The 21,670-nt window shown below is 66.6% G+C and carries 25 protein-coding genes; 9 read left to right on the top strand and 16 right to left on the bottom strand.

The window, feature by feature from the left end; all coding sequences use genetic code 11:
- Positions 1-242: 242 nt before the first annotated feature.
- Positions 243-422 carry a hypothetical protein gene (locus C8E02_RS17210; protein WP_147424471.1) on the bottom strand — a complete coding sequence of 60 codons (180 nt, stop codon included), beginning with the start codon at positions 420-422 and terminating at the stop codon, positions 243-245.
- Between the two features lie 486 nt (positions 423-908).
- Between C8E02_RS17210 and C8E02_RS07740 the strand changes: the two genes are divergently transcribed.
- On the top strand, positions 909-1,103 hold the full coding sequence (locus tag C8E02_RS07740) for a hypothetical protein (protein WP_120810338.1): 195 nt from the start codon (positions 909-911) through the stop codon (positions 1,101-1,103).
- A 315-nt stretch (positions 1,104-1,418) separates the two neighbouring features.
- On the opposite strand, the gene C8E02_RS07745 is transcribed toward C8E02_RS07740, so the two are convergent.
- From C8E02_RS07745 to C8E02_RS07765, 6 genes are all read right to left on the bottom strand, one after another.
- The gene (locus C8E02_RS07745; RefSeq protein WP_120810339.1) at positions 1,419-1,880 is read right to left on the bottom strand and encodes a CYTH domain-containing protein; all 462 of its coding nucleotides are present in this window, start codon (positions 1,878-1,880) and stop codon (positions 1,419-1,421) included.
- Positions 1,864-2,268: a DVU_2496 family lipoprotein gene (locus C8E02_RS07750; protein WP_120810340.1), complete on the bottom strand. Its 405-nt coding sequence runs from the start codon at positions 2,266-2,268 to the stop codon at positions 1,864-1,866. Before C8E02_RS07750 ends, C8E02_RS07745 begins: the two co-directional genes overlap by 17 nt.
- Positions 2,265-2,681, bottom strand: coding sequence for a CopD family protein (locus tag C8E02_RS17515; protein WP_211329192.1), 417 nt, complete (start codon positions 2,679-2,681; stop codon positions 2,265-2,267). The genes C8E02_RS07750 and C8E02_RS17515 overlap by 4 nt, the downstream gene beginning before the upstream one ends.
- Positions 2,682-3,038, bottom strand: coding sequence for an MmcQ/YjbR family DNA-binding protein (locus C8E02_RS17520; protein WP_211329193.1), 357 nt, complete (start codon positions 3,036-3,038; stop codon positions 2,682-2,684).
- A 3-nt stretch (positions 3,039-3,041) separates the two neighbouring features.
- Positions 3,042-3,821 (bottom strand): M48 family metallopeptidase, encoded by a 780-nt coding sequence (locus tag C8E02_RS07760; RefSeq protein WP_245961101.1) that lies wholly within the window; start codon positions 3,819-3,821, stop codon positions 3,042-3,044.
- A gap of 64 nt (positions 3,822-3,885) precedes the next feature.
- On the bottom strand, positions 3,886-4,050 hold the full coding sequence (locus tag C8E02_RS07765) for a rubredoxin (protein ID WP_047968505.1): 165 nt from the start codon (positions 4,048-4,050) through the stop codon (positions 3,886-3,888).
- 65 nt (positions 4,051-4,115) lie between these two features.
- On the opposite strand from C8E02_RS07765, the gene thiD reads away from it, so the two are divergent.
- Together thiD and thiE are read left to right on the top strand one after the other, a co-directional pair.
- On the top strand, positions 4,116-4,976 hold the full coding sequence (thiD, locus tag C8E02_RS07770) for a bifunctional hydroxymethylpyrimidine kinase/phosphomethylpyrimidine kinase (protein WP_047968506.1): 861 nt from the start codon (positions 4,116-4,118) through the stop codon (positions 4,974-4,976).
- The gene (thiE, locus tag C8E02_RS07775) at positions 4,963-5,577 is read left to right on the top strand and encodes a thiamine phosphate synthase (protein ID WP_120810341.1); all 615 of its coding nucleotides are present in this window, start codon (positions 4,963-4,965) and stop codon (positions 5,575-5,577) included. The genes thiD and thiE overlap by 14 nt, the downstream gene beginning before the upstream one ends.
- A gap of 111 nt (positions 5,578-5,688) precedes the next feature.
- Here the strand turns inward: thiE and C8E02_RS07780 are convergent, their stop codons facing one another.
- The 4 genes from C8E02_RS07780 to metH all read right to left on the bottom strand — a co-directional run bounded on the left by C8E02_RS07780 (position 5,689) and on the right by metH (position 12,335).
- Positions 5,689-5,937 carry a hypothetical protein gene (locus C8E02_RS07780; protein WP_147424472.1) on the bottom strand — a complete coding sequence of 83 codons (249 nt, stop codon included), beginning with the start codon at positions 5,935-5,937 and terminating at the stop codon, positions 5,689-5,691.
- A 188-nt stretch (positions 5,938-6,125) separates the two neighbouring features.
- Entirely contained in the window at positions 6,126-7,622 is a 1,497-nt protein-coding gene (locus tag C8E02_RS07785) for a SulP family inorganic anion transporter (protein ID WP_120810343.1), read from the bottom strand.
- A 163-nt stretch (positions 7,623-7,785) separates the two neighbouring features.
- On the bottom strand, positions 7,786-8,607 hold the full coding sequence (locus tag C8E02_RS07790) for a substrate-binding periplasmic protein (protein ID WP_120810344.1): 822 nt from the start codon (positions 8,605-8,607) through the stop codon (positions 7,786-7,788).
- Positions 8,608-8,609: 2 nt separating this feature from the next.
- Entirely contained in the window at positions 8,610-12,335 is a 3,726-nt protein-coding gene (metH, locus tag C8E02_RS07795) for a methionine synthase (protein ID WP_120810345.1), read from the bottom strand.
- A 124-nt stretch (positions 12,336-12,459) separates the two neighbouring features.
- Between metH and C8E02_RS07800 the strand changes: the two genes are divergently transcribed.
- From C8E02_RS07800 to C8E02_RS07815, 4 genes are all read left to right on the top strand, one after another.
- Entirely contained in the window at positions 12,460-13,218 is a 759-nt protein-coding gene (locus tag C8E02_RS07800) for a substrate-binding periplasmic protein (protein WP_120810346.1), read from the top strand.
- The gene (locus C8E02_RS07805) at positions 13,199-13,978 is read left to right on the top strand and encodes a substrate-binding periplasmic protein (RefSeq protein WP_120810347.1); all 780 of its coding nucleotides are present in this window, start codon (positions 13,199-13,201) and stop codon (positions 13,976-13,978) included. The genes C8E02_RS07800 and C8E02_RS07805 overlap by 20 nt, the downstream gene beginning before the upstream one ends.
- Complete coding sequence (locus C8E02_RS07810) at positions 13,975-14,571, top strand: YqiA/YcfP family alpha/beta fold hydrolase (RefSeq protein ID WP_120810348.1); 597 nt, start codon at positions 13,975-13,977, stop codon at positions 14,569-14,571. Before C8E02_RS07805 ends, C8E02_RS07810 begins: the two co-directional genes overlap by 4 nt.
- 356 nt (positions 14,572-14,927) lie before the next feature.
- The gene (locus C8E02_RS07815) at positions 14,928-15,902 is read left to right on the top strand and encodes a quinone oxidoreductase family protein (protein ID WP_120810349.1); all 975 of its coding nucleotides are present in this window, start codon (positions 14,928-14,930) and stop codon (positions 15,900-15,902) included.
- A 220-nt stretch (positions 15,903-16,122) separates the two neighbouring features.
- Here C8E02_RS07815 and C8E02_RS07820 read toward each other — a convergent pair whose 3' ends face one another.
- Together C8E02_RS07820 and C8E02_RS07825 are read right to left on the bottom strand one after the other, a co-directional pair.
- Positions 16,123-16,446, bottom strand: a complete 324-nt coding sequence (locus C8E02_RS07820; RefSeq protein WP_120810350.1) for a hypothetical protein — start codon at positions 16,444-16,446, stop codon at positions 16,123-16,125.
- A 70-nt stretch (positions 16,447-16,516) separates the two neighbouring features.
- On the bottom strand, positions 16,517-16,921 hold the full coding sequence (locus tag C8E02_RS07825; protein WP_120810351.1) for a hypothetical protein: 405 nt from the start codon (positions 16,919-16,921) through the stop codon (positions 16,517-16,519).
- Positions 16,922-17,117: 196 nt separating this feature from the next.
- On the opposite strand from C8E02_RS07825, the gene C8E02_RS07830 reads away from it, so the two are divergent.
- Together C8E02_RS07830 and C8E02_RS07835 are read left to right on the top strand one after the other, a co-directional pair.
- The gene (locus tag C8E02_RS07830) at positions 17,118-17,852 is read left to right on the top strand and encodes a response regulator (RefSeq protein WP_120810352.1); all 735 of its coding nucleotides are present in this window, start codon (positions 17,118-17,120) and stop codon (positions 17,850-17,852) included.
- Entirely contained in the window at positions 17,849-19,156 is a 1,308-nt protein-coding gene (locus C8E02_RS07835) for an ATP-binding protein (RefSeq protein ID WP_245961102.1), read from the top strand. Before C8E02_RS07830 ends, C8E02_RS07835 begins: the two co-directional genes overlap by 4 nt.
- Positions 19,157-19,224: 68 nt before the next feature.
- Here the strand turns inward: C8E02_RS07835 and C8E02_RS07840 are convergent, their stop codons facing one another.
- The 3 genes from C8E02_RS07840 to C8E02_RS07850 form a co-directional block, all read right to left on the bottom strand.
- Entirely contained in the window at positions 19,225-19,416 is a 192-nt protein-coding gene (locus C8E02_RS07840) for a YgaP family membrane protein (protein ID WP_120810353.1), read from the bottom strand.
- A 71-nt stretch (positions 19,417-19,487) separates the two neighbouring features.
- Positions 19,488-19,904, bottom strand: coding sequence for a hypothetical protein (locus tag C8E02_RS07845; protein ID WP_120810354.1), 417 nt, complete (start codon positions 19,902-19,904; stop codon positions 19,488-19,490).
- The gene (locus C8E02_RS07850; RefSeq protein WP_120810355.1) at positions 19,905-20,774 is read right to left on the bottom strand and encodes a DMT family transporter; all 870 of its coding nucleotides are present in this window, start codon (positions 20,772-20,774) and stop codon (positions 19,905-19,907) included.
- Between the last annotated feature and the right edge of the window lie 896 nt (positions 20,775-21,670).

Here is a 21,670-nt window from a genome sequence, read left to right on the forward strand (position 1 = left end):
GGCGTCGCCAGCTCAGCACCAGCCTACAAGCCCGACTTGCCGCGTTGCGGTTACACCAACGTCTGGTGCGTCGCCCCTTCGGGGTGACGGCACCCTACACCCCGCCTCGTCCAATCGTCCGCCAGCATAGAACCGATGCGCCCGCTCCCGTTGGCGCAGGCCGTAAAAACGGCCGCCAGCCCGGAAACAAGCCGCCCCCTTTTGAGCGCAGCGGATGGGCGGCGCCGGGCTGGTGGCCGTTTTTACGGGAATTCCTGCGCCGTCGGGTCGCCTTTTCTTTGGTTACTTTCTTTTGGCGAAGCAAAAGAAAGTAACCCGCCGCCGCGCAGAAAGCGGCAGATAAAAACATCCGCGTAGCGGATACCAAGCCCAAAACAAGGTTGGCCGCAAACCCGAAACGGCTTGCGGCCAACCTTGATCATTCCATCGCGGTAAACGCTGGGCTTCGCAGGCTCAGCACCAGCCTACATGCCAGACTTACCGCGTTTAATAACCCTCACTATAGGAACTCGCGCCACCTGCACCGTCGTGAGAAATAGAGCCCAAGCTACGGTGCTACAGCAGTGGCTAGTTATTCCAGAAAATATTTCTGCCTCCTCAAAGCCAATAACCATACGGATTTGGGCGTTCCCGCCGCCTGTCAAGACTTGTTCGACCACATCTAAACCACTAGCATTTGTGTATCGAAAGCAATACAAAACTACATAGTGTGCCGCCCTACCGATTAATAACCATATTAAAGCGTAGATTCAGTCACAGTCTTTTAACCCGGCGGAGCAATCCGCCAACCCGCAACCACCCGATAGGAGATCGTATGAAAGTTGTCATCAACAGAAAAAGAATTCAACCCGTAGGCGGATCACCGCCGCGCATCACCCCATTTTTCAACACCTCTCAAGGAGGGGCCAATGGCAACACCACAATCGTCGACCATCAAGGTGGTCAAACTGCTGATCTTGGCAGTTATCCTGATCGCGCTGCTGCAAGTAGGTTTTGCTGTGACGGGAGCTGGAAACGAAAACGTCCACTACACACTTTCGTGCGCAATGGACGCTCTTCGTAATGCAAGCTATCTATTCCCGGCCTTAGGAAAAGTTAAGTAAGCTTGTGTTATCAAACCCCTAATCGTTGGCGCGGTTAGGGGGTTTTCTTTTCAGTCTGAAATGTAAACTTCCGTCCCCATCAGGTCAACCCAGCAAAACCAGAAGACAGTTTTTGCATCATTACTTCAGCGCCATAACCTATGGCCGTACTGGGGAAACCCAACGCTTACCACCACGCCCAATACCCGGCCCTGCCCGCCAACAAGCCAACACAACCGCAGACACCCTATCAAGAGCGCATAAAAAAGGACAAGCCAGCCGGCTTGCCCTTGTTCACATCACCATGCGGCCAACCCTGGCCGCCACCTCACCCGCTCACCACGACCCAAACGGATGCTTCGACAGATAAGCATTGGTAAAGCGCCCGTCGAAGGTCACTTCCTCCCCGATCCAGTCCGGCTTGTCGAAGGCGGTGTCTTCCGACGGCAGCTCGATCTCGGCCAGCACCAGCCCGGCGTTGGCGCCGAAGAACTCGTCCACTTCCCACACGAAGCCGCCGAAGCTGATGCGGTAGCGCAGCTTATCGACCACCATCGGACACATCGCGTCCATGATGGTCTGCGCCTCCGCCACCGGGATCAGGTATTCGAACTCGTGGCGGCTGATGTCGCTGATCTGGCCCTTCAGCGTCAGCCACGCTTGGTCGCCGACCACGCGCACGCGCACGGTGCGTTCCTTTTCCACCGACAAATAGCCCTGGCGGTAACGCACGCCCTCGGCCAGACCGCGCCAGGCGTCACCGTTTACCTTGAAGCGACGTTCAATTTCCACTGCCATTGTGTTTTTCCATTTCCTTGACGAGACGGGCCGGCGCTTTCAGGCGCCAGTCTGCGGGGCGATAGGGGTGCACGTCGTCCGGCCAGCGCGCGTCGGTCTGCCATACCGACCAGGCGCCGGGGACGGCGATGCGGCCGGCGCGGGCGCTGTCGACATAGTCGCTGCGCGCGGCGGTGACGTTGCAGTAGGCCTTGCGGCCGGCGTAGGAGCCGTCAGACGACAGCTGGCCGCGCGGGAAGCCGGCCGGCAGCTGGGCCGGGCTCATCTTGCCGGGCACGCTGGCGCCGGCGGCCAGGCCCTGGGCCAGTACGTAGACGTGGCCGTCGCAGTCTTGCTGGCAGCCGGTGAGCAGCGCGGCCAGCGCGAGGGGGAGCAGGAGCTTGATCAAAACGGTTTCACCACCACCAGGATCAGCACTGCCAGCAGCAGCAGTACCGGTAATTCGTTGAAAAAACGGAACCAGACATGGCTCCGGCGATTGCGCTGCTGCACGAAATCCTGCAGCAGCTTGTAGCAGTAGCCGTGGTAGCCGACCAGCACCGTCACCAGCGCCAGCTTGGCGTGCAGCCAGCCACCACCGACGCCGTAGCCCAGCCACAGCAGCAGGCCGAGCGCCAGCGCCAGTACCGCCAGCGGCGTCATGAAGCGGAACAGCTTGAACGCCATCAGCAGCAGGCGGTCGTATTCCTTGCCCGGCTCGGCCAGCGCCAGGTTGACGTACAGCCGGGGCAGGTAGAACAGGCCGGCAAACCAGGACACCACGAAGAACAGGTGGAAGGCCTTGATGTAGAGGTAAGTCATTCAGAGTCCGTATTGCGCGCGTAGGGCTTTTGACAGCCGGGAAAGCACGATGAGTCGTGCTGCGGCCAACCTGGCCTCGATCTGCGCCACGCTGAAGCTCTGCAGCGTGTGCAGCCTGATCCAGCGCGCCCGCGCCAGGTACGGTGCCGGGCTGACGCCGGGCAGGTCGCACAGCGCGAGGAAGTCGTCGGCGTCGACCTTGAACGCGACGCCGCCATCGTGGAAAGTGGCGAACATCTTGCCCTCGATCTGCAGCACGCGCACGCCGCCCCACTTGATGTCGAGCACCACGCCGGGCAGCGCCAGCGCGTGCTGCTCCAGCTGTTGCAGCAGCGCGGCATCAAGTGACGGCGACATCGCTCAGCGCGCCTTGCGGGCGGCGTTGTACAGCGGCAGCACGCGCGGGATCTGGCGTTGCAGTTCCTCGATGCGCGCCGGGCCGGACGGGTGGGTGGACAGGAAGCTCGGGCCGGTGCCGGCACCGGCCTGCATCATCTTCTGCCACAGCGTCACCGATGCGTTCGGGTTGTAGCCGGCGCGCGCCATCAGCTCCAGGCCGATGATGTCGGCCTCGGACTCCATGGTGCGGCTGTTGGGCTTGGTCAGCGCCACGTCGGTGGCGATGGCGGCCAGTTCCATCGAGCCTTGCGACAGGCCGGCGAGCTGGCCGACGATGCCGAGGCCCATCTGCTGCGCGTAGGCCTGGCTCATGGTCTCGCGCGAGTGTTCGCGCAGCGCGTGCGAGATCTCGTGGCCGATGATGGCCGCCATCTCGTCATCGCTGAGCTTGAGACGGTTGACGATGCCGCTGTAGACCATGATCTTGCCGCCGGCCATGGCGTAGGCGTTCAGGTCGTCGGACTGGGTGACGTTCACTTCCCACTTCCAGCTGCGCGCGTCGGCGCGGAACACCGGCACCTGCGCGATCAGGCGTTGCGACACCGCGCGCACGCGGGCGGTCAGCGCGGCGTCGGTATTGAGCTTGCCGGCGCTGCGCGCCTTGCCCACTTCCTGCACATAGGACTGCGCGGAGGCCTGCTCCACTTCCTGCGGCGACAGCAGCATCAGCTGCTTGCGGCTGGCACCTACGGCGCCGGTGGCGGTGGTGTTGACACAGCCGGCAACGGCCGCGGAAAGCATCAGGACACATCCGGTCCGGGTCAGCCAGTTAGCCATTTTCATGTTCCTCTTGCAGCGGCGTCACTCAGAACGCCATCATCTCGAAATCGTCTTTACGCGCGTCGCAATCCGGGCAGGTCCAGTTCATCGGCACGTCTTCCCACTTGGTGCCGGGCGGGATGCCGTCTTCCGGGCGACCCGCCGCTTCGTCGTAGATAAAGCCGCAGATCAGACACATCCAGGTTTGCATAGTGTTAAGCCTTCGCTCGGTTAAAATCCGTATTGTAAATCCTGTGAGACCAGAGAGGTTAAGCCTTGAGCCAAGACATCATTCTCCCGCCTATCGTGCTGACGCTGGCGGGAGCCGATCCCACCAGCGGCGCCGGCATCCAGGCCGACATCCTGACCCTGGCCAGCATGGGCTGCCATCCGCTGTCGGTGATCACCGCCATCACGGTGCAGGACACCCGCGGCGTGCAGGACTTCATGGTCATCGACGACGAATGGGTGCTCGACCAGGCGCGCGCGGTGCTGGAAGACATGCCGGTGGCCGCGTTCAAGGTCGGCATGATCGGCAGCATCGATAACGTGGTCGCCATCGCCGAGCTGATCGCCGACTACCCCGACATCCCGCTGATCTACGACCCGGTGCTGGCCAGCGGCGCCGGTGACGAGCTGGCGCGCGAGGACATGATCCACGTGCTGCGCGACGTGCTGCTGCCGCAGGTGACGGTGCTGACCCCCAACAGCATCGAGGCGCGGCGGCTGGCGGCCAACGACGCCGACGACGAGGAAGAGTTGTCGGTGGCGGACTGCGCCAAACGCCTGACCCGGCTGGGCTGCGACTACGTGTTCATCACCGGCACCCACGAGCCGACACGCGACGTGGAAAACCGTCTCTACGACCTGGGCGGCGAAATCCGCGTCGACACCTGGCCTAGACTCAACGGCAGCTTCCATGGTTCCGGCTGCACCCTCGCCGCCGCCATCGCCGGACTGGTGGCGCGCGGGCTGGCGGTGCCGGAGGCGGTGAAAGAGGCGCAGGACTACACCTGGCAGGCGCTGCGCTACGGCTTCCGCCCCGGCATGGGCCAGTTCATTCCCGACCGCCTGTTCTGGGCCAATGACGACGCCGGCGACGACGATGCCGACAAGGAGCAAGATGCAAACGTTTAACGGCCTGTACGCGATCACCCCCGACACCGACGACAGCGAGCGCCTGATCGAGCAGGTCGGCGCCGTGCTCGACGGCGGCGCGCGCATCCTGCAGTACCGCAACAAGGGCAACGACGCGGTGCGCCGGCTGTGGCAGGCCAGCATCCTGGCCAGCCTGGCGCGCAGCCGCAATGCGCTGTTCATCGTCAACGACGACGTCGAGCTGGCGCGCGCGGTCGGCGCCGACGGCGTACACGTTGGCCGCGACGACGCCGGCATCGCGGCCGCCCGCGCCGCGCTCGGCCCCGGCGCCATCATCGGCGCCAGCTGCTACGACAGCCTGGCGCTGGCACGCGCGGCGGTGGCCGCCGGTGCCAGCTACGTCGCCTTCGGCGCGGTGTACCCGTCCGCCACCAAGCCCGGCGCGGTGGCGGCACCGCTGTCGCTGTTCGCCGCCAGCGCCGATCTGGGCGTGCCGCGGGTCGCCATCGGTGGCATCACCACCGCCAATGCCGGCGCGGTGGTCGCCGCCGGCGCCGACGCCATCGCGGTGATCGGCGGCCTGTTCGAACAGGCCGATCCCGGCGCCGTGGCGCACACGCTGGCGGCGCTGTACCGCTGAGCGGCGCGACGGCATGGCAAACGGCTGCGGCAGCGGCGTTTATCCAAAGATAAACCCGCCTGCCGCAGCCGTTTTCGCCTGTGCTCGCGTGAGCGCGATGGTGAACCGGCGTCAGGCCACCGCGTCGATGATGCCGCCGACGAGCTGCAGACCGCTGGCCAGCGCCTCGCCGGTGGCGGAGAAGCCGCCATACAGCGCGTCGCCGCTTTCCTCGATGCCGCTGACCACGCCGGTGGCCACCTGCAACGCGCCGGCGCTGATGTCGCCGACGCCGGAGGCGATCTTCACCACCCCGCTACCCATGCTGCCCAGGCCGTAGGCCACGGTGGACCCAGCTGCCGCGATGCCGGAGAGACTCATATTGCTGTCCTTTGCTGTGCTGTTGCCGCCCCTGCGGCATCACGATTTGTAGCCTAGCGTCAGCGCAACTTATCCATGCTGCGGTTTTGCATCCGCCCTGTTACAAGACGGCAACATGGCGCGGCCAACGTTGGCCGCAAAAAAACCGCCACGCGGCGGCGTGGCGGTCTGGACCCGAAAAGCGCGGCTCAGCCCAGCTTGTTGTCGGCGATGTGGTAGTGCGGGTCCTCGAAGCGGTTGACCTCCACCATGCCCTTGGCCTTGTCCAGCAGCTCCAGGCAATCCGGGCTCAGGTGGCGCAGGTGCAGCGTCTTGCCGGCCTGCTGGTAGCGCGCGGCCAGCGCGTCGATGGCCTCGACGGCGGAGTGGTCGACCACCCGCGCGCGGCGGAACTCGATCACCACGTGCTCGGGGTCGCTCTTCGGTGCGAACAGCTCGCTGAAGTTGGCCGCAGAGGCGAAGAACAGACTGCCTTCCAGCTCGTACACCTTCCAGCCCTGCGCGTCGGTGCGGGTCGTGACGCGGATGGTCTTGGCGTGCTGCCAGGCGAACACCAGCGCGGCAAACACCACGCCGCACAGCACCGCCACCGCCAGATCGGTGAGCACGGTGATCAGCGTCACGCCGACCACGATGATCGCGTCCTGGCGCGGGATCCTGCGCAGCGCCTGCAGGCTGCCCCAGGCGAAGGTCTTCTGCGACACCACCAGCATCAGCCCGACCAGCGCCGCCAGCGGAATCTGCTCGATCCACGGTGCCAGGAACAGGATGAAGCCGAGCAGGAACAGCGCGGCGACGATGCCGGACAGGCGGTGGCGGGCGCCGTTGTTGATGTTGATCATGCTCTGCCCGATCAGCACGCAGCCGCCCATGGTGGCGAACAGGCCGGCCACCACGTTGCCGCCGCCCTGCGCCAGCGCCTCGCGGTTGGGCTGGCCGCGGCTGTCGGTGATGTCGTCGATCAGGTTCAGCGTCAGCAGCGACTCCAGCAGGCCGATGGCGGCCAGCACCAGCGAGTACGGCAGGATGATGTACAGCGTGTCCAGCGTCAGCGGCACCTGCGGCAGGTGGAACTGCGGCAGGCCGCCGGCGATGGAGCCCATGTCGCCGACGGTCTTGGTGTCGATGCCGAAGCCGGCCACCACGCCGGCCACGATCAGGATCGCCGCCAGCGCCGCCGGGATGGCGCGGCTGAGGCGCGGCAGCAGGTAGATGATGGCCATGGTCAGCCCCGTCAGCGCCGCCATCACCGCCAGCTGCGGTGCGGCCAGCCACTGGCCGTCGTGCTTGAAATGGCCGGCCTGCGCCACCGTCATCACCAGCGCCAGGCCGTTGACGAAGCCCAGCATCACCGAGTGCGGCACCATGCGGATGAACTTGCCGAGCTTGAACACGCCGAACAGCAGCTGCAGCACGCCCATCAGCACCACGCTGGCGTACAGGTATTCCACGCCGTACCGGGTGACGATGGACACCATCACCACCGCCAGCGCGCCGGTGGCGCCGGAGATCATGCCCGGACGGCCGCCGAAGCTAGCGCTGATCAGGCACAGGAAAAAGGCGGCATACAGCCCGGTCAGCGGGCTGACGTGAGCGACCAGCGCGAAGGCGATCGCCTCCGGTACCAGCGCCAGCGCCACGGTGATGCCGCTGAAAAAGTCGGTCTTGATCGCCGACGGGGTCATTTTGGTCAACACGCTACTCCGCAACAGGGCGCGCGCCGGCAGGCGGCGGCAAACGATAACAGGCAAGGAAAAGGCAGAACGGCTGGCACGCGGCACGGCACGGCAGGCGAAAAAAGGGAGCGATTATGCTACAAAAACAGGCACTTGTCGCCGCGGGCGGCGCTCAGCCGGCGGCCAGGGTTGGCCGCAAGGCACCGCTGCCCGGCGGCTGCGGGCGGAACAGCGGCTGGCTCTGCCCCGGCAGGCGGTAGCGCTGCGCCAGCGTCTGGTACAGCCCGGCCTGCGCCTGCTGCTGCAGCGCCTTGTTGAAGCGGTCGCGCACACGCGGGTCGCGGAAGGACAACGCGTACTGCGTCGGCGGAAACAGCGCGTGGGTACACAGCGCCTGGCGGTTGTTGAGCGGTACGTCCGGCTGCTGCGCGAAGTGCAGGAAGATGAACAGGTCGGAGATGACGACATCGGTGCGGCCGGTGAACAGCAGGTTGTTCAGGATGGGCTGTGGCGACGATTCGACATAGTCGACGTTGGCCTTGGCCATCGCCGCGAATTCGGCACCGAGGAAGCGCTGCGCGTTGTGGAACGCCGCTACCCGGTACTGGCCCAGCTCGGCGATGTGCTTGGGCTGCAGGTGACGATGGCACAGCGTGATCGCCATGTTGCGGTAGGCGATGTAGGGCTCGGACACGAACGGGCCGTTGTTGGAGATGGCGGCATCGATGCGGCCGTCGGCCAGCGCCAGTTGTGCGCGCTGGTTGGGCAGCAGCAGTATTTTGGGCTGATAGCCGGCGGCGCGCAGCACGCTGCTGACCAGCTCGTACTCGATGCCGCGCGCCTCGTCGGCGATCACGTACGGCGGCTTGTTTTCGCCCAGCGCCACCTGCAGCACCGGCAGCGGCGACTCCACCGCCGGCGCCGGCAGCGCCAGACACAGCAGCGCCGCCGTCAGCAGCCGGCGCGGCCAACCTTGGGCCGGGTAGCGCGCCATGCTCAGGTGTTGTAGCCGAGGTTGGGCGCCAGGTCGCGCTCGGCCTGTGCCACGCTGACACCGCGGCGCAGCGCGTAGCTTTCCACCTGGTCGCGGCTGATCTTGCCGACGCCGAAGTAGCGCGAGTCCGGATGGCTGAAGTAGAAGCCGGACACCGCCGCCGTTGGCAGCATGGCGTAGCCTTCGGTCAGCGTCATGCCGATGGCCGGCGCGTCCAGCAGCTGGAACAGCTCCTTCTTCACGGTATGGTCCGGACAGGCCGGGTAGCCCGGTGCCGGGCGGATGCCGACGTACTTCTCGTCGATCAGCGCCTCGTTGTCCAGCGCCTCGTCCGCGGCGTAGCCCCAGAACTCGGTGCGCACGCGGCGGTGCATCAGCTCGGCGAAGGCCTCGGCGAAGCGGTCGGCCAGCGCCTTCAGCAGAATCGCCGAGTAGTCGTCGTTGGCGGCCTCGAAACGCGCCACGTGCGGATCGATGCCCAGGCCGCCGGTGACGGCGAAGGCGCCGATGTAGTCGGCCACACCGCTGTCACGCGGCGCAATGAAGTCGGCCAGACACCAGTCCGGATTCCGGTTGCCGTCCTTGTCGGTCTTCACCAGCTGCTGGCGCAGGCCGACCCAGGTCAGCAGCGGCGCCCGCGTTTCCGGATCGAGAATCTCGATGTCGTCATGATTGACGCTCACCGCCGGGAACAGGCCGATCACCGCGTTGGCGCTCAGCCATTTCTCGTCGATGATCTGCTTCAGCATCGCCTGCGCGTCGGCCCACAGTGCGGTGGCGGATTCGCCGACCACCTCGTCGCTGAGAATGGCGGGATAACGGCCGGCCAGCTCCCAGCTCTGGAAGAACGGCGTCCAGTCGATCACCTCGGCAATCTCGGCGAGGTCGTAATTGACGTAGCGGCGCACGCCCAGCCACGCCGGCACCGGCGGGGTGTAGTTGGCCCAGTCGATGCGGTGGCGCTGCTCGCGCGCGGCGGCAATCGGCAGCAGCTTGGCGTCGCCGCGGCTCTCAAAGATGGCGCGGGCGCGGGCGTAGTCGTCGGACACCTCTTTGACGAAGGCATCGCGCAGGGTGTCGGACAGCAGGTTGGAGCAGACGCCGACCGCGCGGCTGGCGTCCGGCACGTAGATCACCGGGCCGCTGTAGTTGGGCGCGATCTTGACCGCGGTGTGCACGCGGCTGGTGGTGGCGCCGCCGATCAGCAGCGGGATGTCGAAGCCCTGGCGCTGCATTTCCTTGGCCACGTGCGCCATTTCTTCCAGCGACGGGGTAATCAGGCCGGACAGGCCGATGATGTCGGCGTTGTGCTCGCGCGCGGCGTCCAGAATGGTCTGGCACGGCACCATCACGCCCAGGTCGATCACCTTGTAGTTGTTACAGCGCAGCACCACGCCGACGATGTTCTTGCCGATGTCGTGCACGTCGCCCTTCACCGTGGCCATGATGATCACGCCCTTGGCCGGCGCGTCCTGCAGGCCCATGCGGATCTTTTCTTCCTCGATGAACGGCTCCAGGTGGGCGACGGCGGCTTTCATCACGCGCGCCGATTTCACCACCTGCGGCAGGAACATCTTGCCGGCACCGAACAGGTCGCCGACCACGTTCATGCCGTCCATCAGCGGGCCTTCGATCACGTGGATCGGGCGCTCGCACTTCAGGCGCACCTCTTCGGTGTCTTCCACGATATGGCTGGTAATGCCCTTGATCAGCGCGTGCTCCAGCCGTTTTTCCACCGGCTGGTTGCGCCAGGCGAGGTCTTCGCCCTTGGCCTCCTTGGCGTCGCCGCGGAAGCTTTCCGCCAGCGTGATCAGCGCCTCGGTCACCGCCATGATGTCGTCGCCGCGCATCAGCACCACGTCCTCGATGCGCTCGCGCAGCACCGCGTCGACCTCGTCGTACACCTCCAGCGCGCCGGCGTTGACGATGCCCATGGTCATGCCGTTCTTGATGGCGTGGTACAGGAACACGGCGTGGATCGCCTCGCGCACCTTGTTGTTGCCGCGGAACGAGAACGACACGTTGGACACGCCGCCGGAAATCTTGGCGTGCGGCAGGTTCTGCTTGATCCAGCCGGTGGCCTCGATGAAGTCCAGACCGTAACGGGCGTGTTCCTCGATGCCGGTAGCCACCGCAAAGATGTTGGGGTCGAAGATGATGTCTTCCGGCGGGAAGCCGACTTCATCGACCAGGATGCGGTAGCTCTTCTCGCAGATTTCCACCTTGCGCGCGTAGGTGTCGGCCTGGCCGACCTCGTCGAAGGCCATCACGATCACCGCCGCGCCGTAGCGGCGCAGCAGGCGCGCCTGCTCGATGAACTTGTCGACGCCCTCCTTCATCGAGATGGAGTTGACGATGCCCTTGCCCTGGATGCACTTCAGGCCGGCCTCGATCACGTCCCATTTCGAGCTGTCGATCATGATCGGCACGCGGCTAATGTCCGGCTCGGCGGCGATCAGGTTGAGGAAGCGCACCATCGCGGCGTGGGCGTCCAGCATGCCCTCGTCCATATTGATGTCGATGATCTGGGCGCCGTTTTCCACCTGCTGCCGTGCCACGTCCAGCGCGGTCGCGTAGTCGCCGTTGAGAATCAGCTTGGCGAAGGCCTTGGAGCCGGTGACGTTGGTGCGCTCGCCGACGTTGACGAACAAATCCTTGTCGCCGATGTTGAACGGCTCCAGCCCGGACAGCCGGCACTTCGGTTCGATCTGCGGCAGCGGCCGCGGCGGCAGGTCTTTGACTGCTTCGTAAATGGCCTTGATGTGCTCCGGCGTGGTGCCGCAACAGCCGCCGATGATGTTCACCAGCCCGGCTTCCGCCCACTCGCGCACCTGCGGTGCCATGTCTTCCGGCGTCAGATCGTAGCCGGTGGGCGCCAGCGGGTTGGGCAGGCCGGCGTTGGCGTGCACCGACACGAAGGTGGCCGAGATGCGCGACATTTCTTCCACGTACGGGCGCAGCAGGTCGGGGCCCAGCGCACAGTTCAGGCCGAAGCTCAGCGCGTTGGCGTGCGACAGGCTGTTGTAGAACGCCTCGGTGGTCTGGCCGGTGAGGGTGCGGCCGGACTGGTCGGTGATGGTGCCGGACACCATGATCGGCAGCCGGGTTGTCTCCGGATGCTCGTCGAAGTACTTGTGGATCGCGAACACCGCCGCCTTGGCGTTCAGGGTGTCGAAAATGGTTTCCACCAGCAGGAAGTCGGCGCCGCCCTTGACCAGGCCGTCGATGGCCTCGGTGTAGGTTTCCACCAGCTCGTCGAAGGTCACGTTGCGGTAGCCGGGGTCGTTCACGTCCGGGCTGATGCTGCAGGTGCGGCTGGTGGGGCCGAGCACGCCGGCACAGAAGCGCGGCTTGTCAGGGTTGGCCGCCGTCATCGCCACGCACAGGTCTTTTACCAGCTTGGCGGCGGCGTAGTTCAGCTCCCACACCAGCGCTTCCATGCCATAGTCGGCCATCGCGATGGCGGTGGCGTTGAAGCTGTTGGTCTCGATGATGTCGGCACCGGCGTCGAGATAGGCCTGGTGGATGCCGGCAATGATCTGTGGCTGGGTCAGCACCAGCAGGTCGTTGTTGCCCTTCACGTCGCGCGGCCAGTCGGCAAAGCGCTCGCCACGGTAGTCCGCCTCTTCCAGCCGGTGGCGCTGGATCATGGTGCCCATGCCGCCGTCCAGAATCAGGATACGGCGGGCGAGCAAGTCGTAGGCGGAGTGATGGGCAATTTTTGACATGGCAAAGGCGACTTTTTTAAGTAAAACTATGTAGATGCGGGGCCGGTTATCTTAACATTGCGCACGCGGCTGCGAGATCGAATCCTTAGATCGAGCATTTATAACCATCTGGCTGGTGCTTCATATGAAAACCCCACTTCTGGTGCTAACCATTGTCGCTGCCGGCCTGCTGGCCAGCACGGCCCAGGCCGCGCCGGCGCTGCGCATCGGCGTCGCCGATTCCGACTCCGCCCCGATCGTGGTACTGGCCGGCAGCCAGCTGGTCGGCGGGCTGTCGAAGGAGCTGGGCGAAGAGCTAGGGCGCACGCTGAAGGCACCGGTGGAGTTCATCGTGGTGTCGCGCAAGCGGGTGGAGATGTCGATCGACAACGGCAGCATCGACATCGTGTGCAACACCAATCCGGCGTGGTATGTCGGCGCCTCGCGCGTCGGCTGGACGCGCGAGTTCTACCCGCAGATCGAACGGGTGATGTCGCTGAAGCCGCACCCGCGCACCATCGACAGCGTCGACGAGCTGGCCGGCCAGCGCATCGGCGTCATCGGCGGCTACCACTACACCACGGTGGAGCCGCTGTGGCAGGGCCAGCGCGCCACCCGCGTCAACCAGCCACGGCTGCCGCTGCTGATGCGCGCGCTGCAGACCGGCATGGTCGACGTGGTGATCAATTCCGAGCTGGAGATGAGCGCCTGGGCGCGCGCCAACCCGGCGCAGGCGGCCAATCTGCGGCTACACCCGCTGGTGGTGTCGGTGATGCCGACGCGCTGCGCGGTGTCGCCGGGCAGCCGCTACAGCGAGAGCCGGCTCGACCAGGCCATCGGCGAGATGGAACAAAACGGCAGCATCCGGCGTATCCTTGACCGCTATGAATGGAAAAACCGCTAAACGTTGGCCGCAACGGCTGGCCGGCGCACTGTGCCTGCTGGCCGTGACCCTGCCTGCCGCCGCCGACGACCACACCCTCACCGTCGGCGTCACCGAGAACGACGCCGCGCCGTCGATGATCTTTTCCTACAGCCCGCAGCCGCAGCTGGACGGCGGGCTGTGGAAGGACCTGCTGGACAGCATCGCCCACCAGCTCGGCCAGCGCGTGCAGTACCTGCCGCTGGCGCGCAAGCGCATGGACAGCTACCTGCAGGGCGGCCAGATCGACATGGTATGCAACACCAACCCGGCGTGGTGGGAGGCGCCGGAACGCTTCCACTGGTCGCTGCCGCTGTCCGAGCAGGTGGAACGCTTCGTGTCGCCGCTGACGCTGCACGAACGCATCACCTCGCTGAGCCAGCTCAACGGCCGCCGCATCGGCACCGTGATCGGCTACCACTACCCGGCGCTGGCGCACGCCTTTGCCCACGGCGCGCAGCGCATCGACCAGCAGCAGGGCAACCTGCAACTGCGCGCCGCCGCCAGCGGCGTGGTCGATGTCGCGGTGGTCGACGAGCTGAGCTTTGCCTGGTGGCTGAAAAACAACCTGCGCGAGGCGCACCAGGTACAGCTGCAGCCGCTGGTGCTGTCGCGCATGCCTCTCAGCTGCGCGCTGTCGCGCCGCTCGCACCTGGCGCCGGCCAGCCTCAACCACGCGATCCGCACCCTGCAGCAGCAGGGCGTGCTGGCCGCCCGCCTCAAGCCCTACCAGGTGCCATGAGCCAGCGCTACCTGTACCTGCACGGCTTCCAGTCCGGCCCGCAATCGCTGAAGGCGCGCGAGACCGCCGCCTGGCTGCAGCAGCACCCGGCCGCCGGCCAGCTGCTGTGTCCGCAGCTGTCGCCGTATCCGGCGCAGGCGATGCAGCAGCTGCAGTTGCTGATCGCGCAGCAGCAGCCGACGGCGCTGATCGGCAGCTCGCTGGGCGGCTTTTACGCCACCGCGCTCGCCGAGCAACACCGGCTGCCGGCGGTACTGATCAACCCGGCGATCTGGCCGGAGCGCGAGTTGCAGCACTTCCTCGGCCCGCTGCACAACCCGTACACCGGCGAGCACTACCGCCTCGGCCGCGAGCACATGCAGCAGCTGGTGGCGATGCGGCCAGCGCGGCTGACCCCGGCGCGCTACTACCTGCTGCTGGGCACGGCCGACGCGGTGCTGGACTGGCGCGAGGCGGTGCGCCACTACGCCGGCGCCCGCCAGCTGGTACGCAACGGCGACGACCACCGCCTGCAGGCGTGGCCGCAGCTGCTGCCCGGCGTGGCGCGCTTTGTCGACGACTACTACCGCCGCCAGGCGTCGGCCGCCGGCTAAGCGCGTGTTCCCGATCTCGCGCGCACACGCGAGGCAAGGCGAAAACCGGGGGCGCAGCGTTTAGAACCGCTAACAAAACCCCTGATCCTGCGTTGCGCCTCCTTGCCGTACGACTTGTACTGTCTGCGTCGGCGCGCCTTGGCTCAGGTGCTCTGCGAGGTTTTGTTAGCGGCTCTTAGCTGGAGATAAACCCGCAGCCGAAGCCGTTTTCAACGCGGTATCGCCCCATCGGGATCCCCCATCAGGATTAAGTGCAGCAGATCGTGCACAGGCTCTGGCGAACACTGTGTTCCCCCGCGCCATGCGCGCTTTGCGGCACACTGCCGCTGTTACCGACCCCACGCTCCGGAGGCCCCATGAACCTGACCATCCGCCTGTCGCACTGCGGCGGCCCCGATGTCCTGCGCGCCGAACAGGCCGCCATCCCCGCACCGGCCGCCGGTGAAGTGCTGCTGCGCCACACCGCCATCGGCGTCAACTTCATCGACACCTACTACCGCAGCGGGCTGTATCCGCTGCCGCTGCCGTCCGGGCTTGGCTCCGAGGCCGCCGGCGTGGTGGCGGCGGTCGGCGACGGCGTCAGCCACCTGCAGGTCGGCGACCGCGTCGCCTACGCCGGTGGCGCACAGGGCGCCTACAGCCAGTACCGCACGCTGCCGGCGGCGCTGCTGGTGAAGCTGCCGGACGACATCGCCGACGACACCGCCGCCTGCGTGATGCTGCAGGGCATGACCGTGGAGTACCTGATCCGCCGCACCTACGCGGTGGAAGCCGGCCAGACCGTGCTGTGGCACGCCGCCGCCGGCGGCGTCGGCCAGATCGCGGTGCAGTGGCTCAGCTCGCTGGGCGTCAACGTGATCGGCACCGTCGGCAGCGCCGACAAGGCCGCCATCGCGCTGCGGCTGGGCTGCAAGCAGGTGATCAACTACCGCGAGGAAGACGTGGTGGCGCGGGTGCGCGAGCTGACCGGCGGCCGCGGCGTGCCGGTGGTGTACGACTCGGTGGGCAAGGACACCTTCGAGATGTCGCTGGACAGCCTCGCGCCGCGCGGCATGCTGGTCAGCTTCGGCAACGCCTCCGGCGCGGTGCCGCCGTTCGCGCCGCTGCTGCTGTCGCAGAAGGGCTCGCTGTTCTTCACCCGCCCCAAGCTGGGCGACTACGTGGCTACCCGCGCCGAGCTGGAAACCAGCGCCGAGGCACTGTTCGAACGCATCCGCGCCGGCGCGGTGAAGGTGCAGCCGTCGGCGCGCTACGCGCTGGCCGATGCGGCGCAGGCACACGCCGACCTGGAAGCGCGGCGCACGACCGGCTCTCTCATCCTGCTGCCCTGAGAACCTGTTCACGATCTGCTGCGCTTCGTGAAACGTTACACGGTGAGTACGGCTTCGGCATGCTGGTTTATCTCCAGCTAAACGCCGCGCCCCTCGGTTTTCGCCTTGTCTCGCGTGAGCTCGCGAGATCGTGAACACGTCCTGAGCGCGACGCTTGCGGACGACAAAAAGGTTGGCCGCATCGCTGCGGCCAACCTTTTCCTTGTGTCACTGTCCCAGCCTAGTCGCGCTCGGCGTCCTGCTGCTGACGCCAGCGCTGGTGGCGCGACGGTTTGTCGCGTCGCTCCGGGCGCGGGCCGCGCTCGGCGCCGTCGCCATCCGGCGGCAGGTAGTGCCAGCGGCGCAGCCGTTTCAGCGCCCGCGCCTCTTCCCGCGTCAGCTCGCCGCGCTCCACCGCCTCGCGCAGGCGCAGGTCGCGCAGGCGATGCGGTGGCGCCGCCTCGGCCTGCCACGCGGGCGGGCCGTTGTCGGCGCGCCAGGGCGGGGCCGCCAGCGCGCTGTTGCCGGCCAGCAGCGCCAGCAGGAGCAGGAAAAGGGCTTTCATGGGTGCATTTTATCCTGCACACCGCGCGGCGGCCATGCCGGCAGCGGCGGTGTGCTCAAAGGTCCCCGGATCAGTTGCCTTTGGCGGCAGGCGGGGTCGCCTGCACACCGCAATGCGCGTCACCGCGATGATGGCGCATCTTGTGGCCACCGTACTGCTTGCCGGCCACCGCTTCCGGCCACGCCTCGCGCTTGGCGGTGCGCTCGTTGTTGGCGATCAAGGCCTTGGTCTTGGCCTGCAGCTGCTCGTGCAGCTTCTGCATCTGCGCGTGCGCGGCGTCGCGTTCCTTCTTCAGCTGGCCCAGCTCGGCGTCGGTCAGCGCGCCGGACATCACCGCCTCGTGGTAGGCGCGCATGTTCTGGCGCATTTCCTCGCGCTGCGGCTTGCCGTCGCCACCAAAGGCGAAAGCAGTCAGCGATACGCCAGCCAGCAGGCTGGCGAGCAGGGTCACGGCAACGGTACGTTTGGCATTCATGGTCAGACTCCTCGGTTACGACATCAAAGGGGATGAGCTGACTGTACGTGGCAGGTTTTGCGCGGGTATTGCCGCCGCGGCGGCAAGTGTTAATAGGTGTTAACCACCGCCGCCGCGTTAACGGCTGTTCATATCCGGGCTGACTTGGCGCGGCAGGCGCGTTACGCTTGGCAGATAAAGACTCGGGATGTGACGGATGGAAAACCACAAGATACTGGTCGTCGACGACGATGTGCGCCTGCGCGAGCTGCTGCAGCGCTACCTCGCGCAGCAGGGCTTCAGCGTCGATACGCTGCCGGACGCGCGCGACCTGGACCGCAAGCTGGCGCGCAACCGCCCGGACCTGCTGGTGCTGGACGTGATGATGCCCGGCGACGACGGGCTGGCGGTGGTGCGTCGCCTGCGCGCGCAGGGCGAGCAGATCCCGGTGATCATGCTCACCGCGCGCGGCGAGGACATCGACCGCATCCTCGGCCTGGAAATGGGCGCCGACGACTACCTGGCCAAGCCGTTCAACCCGCGCGAGCTGGCGGCGCGCATCCACGCGGTGCTGCGCCGCCACGCGCAGACGCCGGTGGTGATGGCGCAGCACGACGACGCCGACGAGGTGCTCGGCTTCGGCCGCTGCGAGCTGCACCCGGCGCGGCGCGAGCTGCTGCGCGACGGCCAGCCGGTGGCGCTGACCACCGCCGAGTACGCGGTGCTGCTGGCGCTGGCCAGCCACCCGCGGCGGCCGCTGACGCGCGAACAGCTGATGGAGCTGGCGCTGGGCAAGGGCGGCGGCGAATCGCAGGATCGCAGCATCGACGTGCACATCTCGCGGCTGCGCAAGCTGATTGAGGACGGCGACGGCGCGCCGCGCTACCTGCAGACGGTGTGGGGCTACGGCTACGTGTTCGTGCCGGACGGCAAGGCAAGGGAAGCGACATGAGCCTGGCGCGCTTCGGCGGCACGCTGTTCCTGCGCCTGGCGGCGCTGGTGGTGCTGGCGGTGCTGGCCAGCCAGGTGTTCACGCTGTGGCTGACCGAACAACAGAAAAGCGCGCTGCTGGCGCGGCAGCTGTACGCGCAGGTGCTGGACACGCTGGCCGACTACGAGGAAGCGCTCGACCGGCTGCCGGCGGCGGAGCGCGACGCCTTCCTGCTGCGCAACAACCTGCCCGGCCTGCCGCGGCTGCTGCCGCTGGCACAGGCGCCGGCGCAGACCTTTCCCGCGCCCGCCGTCGCCAACCCGCTGCAAGAATGGCTGAGCAGTGCCGTCGGCGAGCCGGTCAGCGTGCGCATGAGCCGCGCCGAACGCCGCGAGCTGTGGATCAAGGTGCCGGTGCTGGACAGCCACTACTGGCTGGTGATGCCGCTGCGCCGCTACCTGCCGCCGGCGCTGCAGCCGACGCTGCAAGCCGCCGGGCTGGTGGCGCTGCTGTCGGTGCTGGCCGCCTTTGCGCTGGCGTGGCGCACCACGCGGCCGCTGAGCCGGCTGGCCAATGCCGCGCGCCATCTCGAAGCCGGGCGCATGCCGCAGGCGGTGCCGGTCAGCGGCCCGCGCGAGGTGCGCGACGTGATCGAGCGCTTCAACACCATGGCGCTGGCACTGGACAAGGCCGCCAGCGAACGGCGGCTGATGCTGGCCGGGCTGTCGCACGACCTGCGCACGCCGCTGACGCGGCTGAAGCTGGCAGTGGAGCTGCAGGACGACCTCGGCGACAAGCCGGGCATGCTCAACGACATCGACGAGCTGTCGCGCATCGTCGGCCAGTTCATCGACTTCGCGCGCAGCGAGGAAACGCGGCCGCTGACGCCGCTGGCGCTGGGCGAGCTGATCGACAACGTGCTGACCAAGTTCCGCCGCGACGACATGGACGTCGCCTGGCAGCGCCGCGACGCCACCATCAACGGCGACGCGCTGGCGCTGCAGCGGCTGCTGTCCAACCTGCTGGAAAACGCGCGCCGCTACGGCCGCGCGCCGTTTAGCGTCAGCCTGCAGCCCGGCGATCGCCACTGCGAGCTGCGCGTGCACGACCACGGCGCCGGCATCGCGCCAGAGTTGCAGCAGGCGGCGCTGACGCCGTTTGAAAGGTTGGCCGCACACCGCGGCAGCGACGGCGGCAGCGGCCTCGGCCTCGCCATCGTCAGCCGCGTGGTGGCGCAGCACGGCGGCAGCCTGCACTTCGACTACCCGCCGGACGGCGGCTTCGCGGTGGTGATCACGCTGCCGACCCTGGCCGACGCCGGCTGAGGCCGCGCGCTGTGCGCAAACAAAAACCGGCCGAAGTGGCCGGTTTTTTCATGGTGCTAACGGAGCGCTTACGACTTGTGCTTGCAGGTATTGATGCCCAGCATCGCGTACGGCGGACACCAGCCGAACACGCCGGTGGCGACCGGCACCAGCCCCAGCAGCGCCCACGGCGACGCCGGGCCAATGAAGGCGAGGCTGGTGATCGCCAGTCCCACCACGATGCGGATCACGCGTTCGGTATTGCCGATATTCTGTTTCATCGCCCTGCTCCTTGTTGTCGATAATTCATTATATTCATATATAAATTATTTTCCAATATACAAATTGCAAGTCAGTTGCCATCGCGGCGGCGGCCGCGGCCAAGCAGCCACGGCGCCAGCAGCAGCACCAGCATGCCCAGCCCGAGATAACCGCCGGCGCGCGGATCGTAATCCGCCAGCAGCCGCTCAGGCGGGTAACCCAGCAGCGTGCCGAGGCCGAACTCGAACAGCAGCATCAGCAGCAACCACAGCGCACCGGCCTGCAGCTGTTGCGCCGGCGTGCGCAGCCGCAACCAGCGCCGCGTGGCCCAGGTAAGCAGCAGGATCAGCAGTGCGCCGCTGACCACCCCCAGCTGCCGCGCCGGCAGCTCGCCCAGCCACGGCACCAGCCACAACTGGCGCAGCACGCCCTGCAGCGTCTCCACGGCCACGATCAGCCCCCACACCGCCAGCACCCGCCGCCAGCGCACGCCGTTTCCTTTTGCCATTCAGCTACGGCGCTGCCAGCCCAGCAGCAACACCCCGGCCAGGATCAGCACGCCGCCGGCCAGCATCGCCGCACTCACCACCTCGCCCAGCCACAGCGAGCCCCACAGCACGCCGAACACCGGCACCAGATAGGTAACGCTGCTGGCGCGGGTGGCGCCCAGCTTCTCGATCAGGCGGTAAAAGATCACGTAGGCAAACGCGGTGCAGGCCAGCGCCAGCAGCAATACCGCGCCCCACACCGTGGCCGTCGGCATCTGCGACGGCCAGCTCCACAACGCCAGCGGCAACAGCAGGATGGCGCCGGACGCCAGGCTGCCGGTTGCCGTCACCAGCGGCGGCAGCCCCGGCAGCCAGCGCTTGGCCATGTGCCCGGACCAGCCGTAGCAGGCGGTGGCCGCCAGCATCGCCAGCACCGGCAGCGCGCTGTCCAGCCCGAACGCCGCGCCGCGGCCGAGCGTCAGCACCAGCACCCCGGCCAGCCCCAGCGCCAGCCCGGCGGCACGCTGCCGCGTCATCGCCTCGCCGGCCAGCGGCATCGCCCACAGCGCGGTCATCAACGGCGTGGTGGCGTTCAGCACCGACGCCACCCCGGCCGGCAACGTCAGCGTCGCCCACGCGATCAGGCAGAACGGCAGCGCCGACAGGAACACACCGACCACCGCGATCGCCCGCCCGTGCTGCCGCCACAGCGCGAAACCGCCGGGCAGCCACCCCAACAGCGGCAACAAGGCCAGCGTCGCCACGCCTAGGCGCAACGCGATCAGCGGAAACGGCCCCAGCACCGGCACCGCCACGCGCATGAACAGGAAGGACGCCCCCCACATCGCCGCCAGCAGCAGCAACCACAACCAGTCGCGCGGCGTCGTCATCGCCCCGCTCCCGTCACCAAGCCGTTCGTCACCGTCATCACCACGCCCTCGCGAAAATCACAGTGTAGGCAAACGCGAACGCCATGACGATCCGATTCTTGCTTTGCAGTCAGGGTTTCCGGGCAGCACGGTAGGGTTCATCACCCAGGGCGACGCACCACGATAGCGGCTTGCGGCCAACCTTGTCGCGGTAAGCGGTTCTGATTTTTGCCACGGAAGCACACGAACAAGGGCAAAGGCGCTTTGGCCACGACACCCGCGATAAGACACGAAAATAAAAACAAGGTTGGCCGCAAGCAATGTCGGGTTACGCTGCGCTAACCCGACCTACACACTGCGGCCAACCCTAGTCATTCAATCGCGGTAAACGTTGGGCTTCGCAAGCTCAACCCAACCTACCGTGCTAACCCGACCTACACACTGCGGCCAACCCTGGTCATTCAATCGCGGTAAACGTTGGCCACAGCAACGCCACCAATCTGAACCGGTAGCCAGCATCGAACCGGCGCACCCGTTCCCGTTGGCGCAAGCCGTGGCAACTGTCGCCAGCCCGGAAACAAGCCGCCCTCTTTTGAGCGCAGCGTATGGGCGGCGCCGGGATGGCGGCAGTTGTCACGGGAATTCTTGTGCCTCCGGGAAGAGCGGTCTGCGTGCGAATCTCTGATTCGCTCAGCGATGTGAAAAGGGGGATGCGGTATCCCCCTTTTCCCGTCCGCCGCGCGGAAGCGGCAAGACAAATCGGCATCCGCGCAGCGGATACAGCAGATCCGAACAAGGTTCGGCCGCAAGCAATGTCGGGTTACGCTCCGCTAACCCGACCTACGCACGACTCACCATGACAAAAGGGCAAGCCACCGGCTTGCCCTTGTTCATTACCTTGCGGCCAACGTTGGCCG

The organism is Vogesella indigofera, from assembly GCF_003633895.1.
In the GTDB taxonomy this organism is placed as follows: domain Bacteria; phylum Pseudomonadota; class Gammaproteobacteria; order Burkholderiales; family Chromobacteriaceae; genus Vogesella; species Vogesella indigofera.

Bases quoted from the DNA above. Each gene is read 5' to 3' on its own strand.
- C8E02_RS17210 (WP_147424471.1), bottom strand. From the start codon at position 422: ATGATCAAGGTTGGCCGCAAGCCGTTTCGGGTTTGCGGCCAACCTTGT.
- C8E02_RS07740 (WP_120810338.1), top strand. From the start codon at position 909: ATGGCAACACCACAATCGTCGACCATCAAGGTGGTCAAACTGCTGATC.
- C8E02_RS07745 (WP_120810339.1), bottom strand. From the start codon at position 1,880: ATGGCAGTGGAAATTGAACGTCGCTTCAAGGTAAACGGTGACGCCTGG.
- C8E02_RS17515 (WP_211329192.1), bottom strand. From the start codon at position 2,681: ATGACTTACCTCTACATCAAGGCCTTCCACCTGTTCTTCGTGGTGTCC.
- C8E02_RS17520 (WP_211329193.1), bottom strand. From the start codon at position 3,038: ATGTCGCCGTCACTTGATGCCGCGCTGCTGCAACAGCTGGAGCAGCAC.
- C8E02_RS07760 (WP_245961101.1), bottom strand. From the start codon at position 3,821: ATGCTTTCCGCGGCCGTTGCCGGCTGTGTCAACACCACCGCCACCGGC.
- C8E02_RS07765 (WP_047968505.1), bottom strand. From the start codon at position 4,050: ATGCAAACCTGGATGTGTCTGATCTGCGGCTTTATCTACGACGAAGCG.
- thiE (WP_120810341.1), top strand. From the start codon at position 4,963: ATGCAAACGTTTAACGGCCTGTACGCGATCACCCCCGACACCGACGAC.
- C8E02_RS07780 (WP_147424472.1), bottom strand. From the start codon at position 5,937: ATGAGTCTCTCCGGCATCGCGGCAGCTGGGTCCACCGTGGCCTACGGC.
- C8E02_RS07785 (WP_120810343.1), bottom strand. From the start codon at position 7,622: ATGACCCCGTCGGCGATCAAGACCGACTTTTTCAGCGGCATCACCGTG.
- C8E02_RS07790 (WP_120810344.1), bottom strand. From the start codon at position 8,607: ATGGCGCGCTACCCGGCCCAAGGTTGGCCGCGCCGGCTGCTGACGGCG.
- metH (WP_120810345.1), bottom strand. From the start codon at position 12,335: ATGTCAAAAATTGCCCATCACTCCGCCTACGACTTGCTCGCCCGCCGT.
- C8E02_RS07800 (WP_120810346.1), top strand. From the start codon at position 12,460: ATGAAAACCCCACTTCTGGTGCTAACCATTGTCGCTGCCGGCCTGCTG.
- C8E02_RS07805 (WP_120810347.1), top strand. From the start codon at position 13,199: ATGAATGGAAAAACCGCTAAACGTTGGCCGCAACGGCTGGCCGGCGCA.
- C8E02_RS07810 (WP_120810348.1), top strand. From the start codon at position 13,975: ATGAGCCAGCGCTACCTGTACCTGCACGGCTTCCAGTCCGGCCCGCAA.
- C8E02_RS07815 (WP_120810349.1), top strand. From the start codon at position 14,928: ATGAACCTGACCATCCGCCTGTCGCACTGCGGCGGCCCCGATGTCCTG.
- C8E02_RS07820 (WP_120810350.1), bottom strand. From the start codon at position 16,446: ATGAAAGCCCTTTTCCTGCTCCTGCTGGCGCTGCTGGCCGGCAACAGC.
- C8E02_RS07825 (WP_120810351.1), bottom strand. From the start codon at position 16,921: ATGAATGCCAAACGTACCGTTGCCGTGACCCTGCTCGCCAGCCTGCTG.
- C8E02_RS07830 (WP_120810352.1), top strand. From the start codon at position 17,118: ATGGAAAACCACAAGATACTGGTCGTCGACGACGATGTGCGCCTGCGC.
- C8E02_RS07835 (WP_245961102.1), top strand. From the start codon at position 17,849: ATGAGCCTGGCGCGCTTCGGCGGCACGCTGTTCCTGCGCCTGGCGGCG.
- C8E02_RS07840 (WP_120810353.1), bottom strand. From the start codon at position 19,416: ATGAAACAGAATATCGGCAATACCGAACGCGTGATCCGCATCGTGGTG.
- C8E02_RS07845 (WP_120810354.1), bottom strand. From the start codon at position 19,904: ATGGCAAAAGGAAACGGCGTGCGCTGGCGGCGGGTGCTGGCGGTGTGG.
- C8E02_RS07850 (WP_120810355.1), bottom strand. From the start codon at position 20,774: ATGACGACGCCGCGCGACTGGTTGTGGTTGCTGCTGCTGGCGGCGATG.